Annotated in this window: 2 protein-coding genes and 2 tRNA genes; all 4 read right to left on the reverse strand. The window is 62.1% G+C overall.

Annotated features, from left to right (window positions below; translation table 11 throughout):
- Positions 1–1,609: YcaO-like family protein (locus tag ACY69P_RS16000; RefSeq protein ID WP_462328205.1), on the reverse strand; the 1,609-nt coding region annotated here is incomplete at its 3' end.
- Between the two features lie 5 nt (positions 1,610–1,614).
- Entirely contained in the window at positions 1,615–2,352 is a 738-nt protein-coding gene (locus tag ACY69P_RS16005; RefSeq protein ID WP_459898797.1) for a class I SAM-dependent methyltransferase, read from the reverse strand.
- A gap of 94 nt (positions 2,353–2,446) precedes the next feature.
- Positions 2,447–2,521: transfer RNA gene (locus ACY69P_RS16010), tRNA-Gly, on the reverse strand.
- A gap of 7 nt (positions 2,522–2,528) precedes the next feature.
- Positions 2,529–2,603: transfer RNA gene (locus ACY69P_RS16015), tRNA-Cys, on the reverse strand.
- Position 2,604 lies beyond the last annotated feature (1 nt).

Consider the following 2,604-nt stretch of genomic DNA (forward strand, 5'->3'; position numbering starts at 1 on the left):
TGCCAAGATTTGCAAGGTCCATCGCCGAGCCGCTGTCCAGATCAAGGGCGGCCTTAAAGTCCAAAATGGCGTCGGCGTAGGCCTCGCGCTTAAAGCGCGTAACGCCGCGAAGGTTGAAGTATTCCTTCACCTCCGGGCAGTGCTCGATGGCGCGGTCCAGATGCGGCTCCGCGCCGGAGAAGTCACCGGACTGCGTGAGGGCGTAGGCCTGATAGAAGGCCGCAAGGCCCTTGTCGTCCGTGCTGTGCTGGCGCGGTTCGGCTTCGGCAAACAGCGTGGCTGCGCCGTCCGTATCGCCCATGCGCAGGCGGATGAGCGCCTCGAAAAACGGCAGAAAGTGCGCGCCGGGGTACACGGCTTCCAGCACAGCCAATCCGGCGAGGGCGTCATCCAGCTCCGCGTCCTCGGCAAGGATGCGGCCCACGAACAGACCAATGCTGGCCTCGGGCGTGCGCTCGCGAAACAGGAAGCCGGGCACGAAGCTGTAGTTGGTGGGAATGCCGAGGGTCTCCTGCTGGGTGGACACGCTGTACAGGGGATGGCCCTTGGCCTTCAGCCCCGCGCACAGGTTTTTCAGCTCTGTGGCGATGTCGTTGGCCTCGATGCTGGGCAGGTCGGACAGGGGAATGGTCTCCCCGGCGGTGATATGCGCGGTGTCCTCAATGCGGAGGTATTTCGGCAGGCCGGATGCCTCGTAGTTGGCGCCGGTCTCAAAGTCGCCGGCCAGTTGGGCGACCTCGGTCAGGGCGCGGATGGCGGCCTTGGCCGGGGAGGCCGCGGTGCCGGCGGTGTAGACAATCTCGCTGGAGTCCGGGAAGGATGTGGGAGCGTAGGCCAGTGCGGCAACGGTGGGCACGGGCATGCCAAAGCTCATATCCTTGAGCCAGAATTGGATGCCAATGTCACGGAAGGCCGCAACAAGCTCGCCTAGGACGGGATCGTCCGAGGAGTCCGGATCAATGGTGGCCATGGTGGGGGCGCTGCGGTCCGCGATGGTGCAGACGTGGCGCTCGACCAGTTCGCAGCCGCCCTGCAGGATGGATTCGGCAAAGGTGTTGCCCGCGCTGGAGCCGTTGAACTCGTTGAGCTTTTTGAACCAGTCGAGCGGGACGTAGACCTCGCGGCCATCCAGAACGTCCGTGGCCGGGTAGAAGCGCCAGCGCACAAGGTCCATAACGGTGCGCGCGTCGTCCGGGCTGATGCTGTCCCCGGCGGAGGCGATGATTTCCTCAATCGGAATGACCTGACCGGGCCACTTGGCTTCGGCTTCGGACAGGGTGAGCTTTTCGAACTGCTCTTCGGTGTTCCAGAAGGAAAAGAAGCTGTAGCGCTCCGTGAGTTCCATCAGCGCCGAGGCTTCGGCCTGAATGAGGGAAGCCCCTTTGCCCATCTGCTTGCGCGTGGGCATAACGCCGCGCGCGGCATCGCCACACAGGCTCATATAGACGGGAATGCCAAGGCGGCCGGTGTCGATGCGCCGGACCTCGGCCAGAATATCCGCACCAAAAGCGCCGAGGCGCTCCTTCACGCGGGAGACGGTTTCTTCGGGCGGGCAGGCTTTGTCCTGCTCGCGGGAATAGGCCTTGGGGCAGCTGGTGATATCAATCATGGGCGTCAACCGACCTGTTTGCGCGGTTTAAAGCGGTGGATGGAGCACAGGTGCTTTTCATCCTCGCCATTTTCTCCGGTCATTTTGCAGCCAACGGTTTTCTCAGCGGAGTGGAATTCCTTGTCGGCCAGCTTGAAGAAACGCACGGACTTGCGGTTAAAGCTCCGGCTGAGGATGACCTCGGCCTGCGCGGTGGGCGCGATGTGGGCTTGCATGAATTTCACCAGCCCGCGGTGGAGCTTTTCGACGTAAAGCACCTCGGACCCGACGATGTAGTCGAAGCGCTTGCCGAGCCTGTCCGTGGAAAAATCCGCGTACTGTACGTTGACGCGGTCCGCAAGCCCGTTTTTCAGGGCGTTGATGCGGGCAAAGAGCAAGGCGTCGGGCGAAATGTCGGTAATGGTGGTGGAAAATCCGCACTTTGCGGCAAAAAGACCGCAGATGCCAACGCCGCCGCCAATTTCCAAAAGTTCTGCCCCTTCGTCACAGGGCAGGGTGCAGATGAAGTGCGACAGCAGCATGGACGCGGGCCACACCTTGGCCCAGAAGGGCAGGTCCAGTCCGTCCTTGGGCGCGGCGCTGGAGATGCGTTCCACATATTCGGCCATATTGGCGATTTGCAGGATATCAAGGGTGTGGTTTCCGGCGGACACGGGCTCGAAACGGACCTCGTAGCGCTGGCTCGCGATGTCGAGCAGTTCTTCGAGGGACGCGTCCGGGGAGAAGGGGAGGGAGCTGGGCATTCGGCCTCCTTAATCTGGCTGGGGCAGGCGCGGCGTGCGCCCGCCGTGAAGGCAAAAAAAAAGCCGGCCCAAAAAGGCCGGCTTTTATGATCGGTGGAGCGGGAGACGGGATTTGAACCCGCGACTTCAACCTTGGCAAGGTTGCACTCTACCACTGAGTTACTCCCGCGAAATGTTGGAGGCGGCATCCGGATTTGAACCGGAGAATGGAGGTTTTGCAGACCTCTGCCTTACCACTTGGCTATGCCGCCT

This window comes from Desulfobaculum sp. (assembly GCF_054921475.1).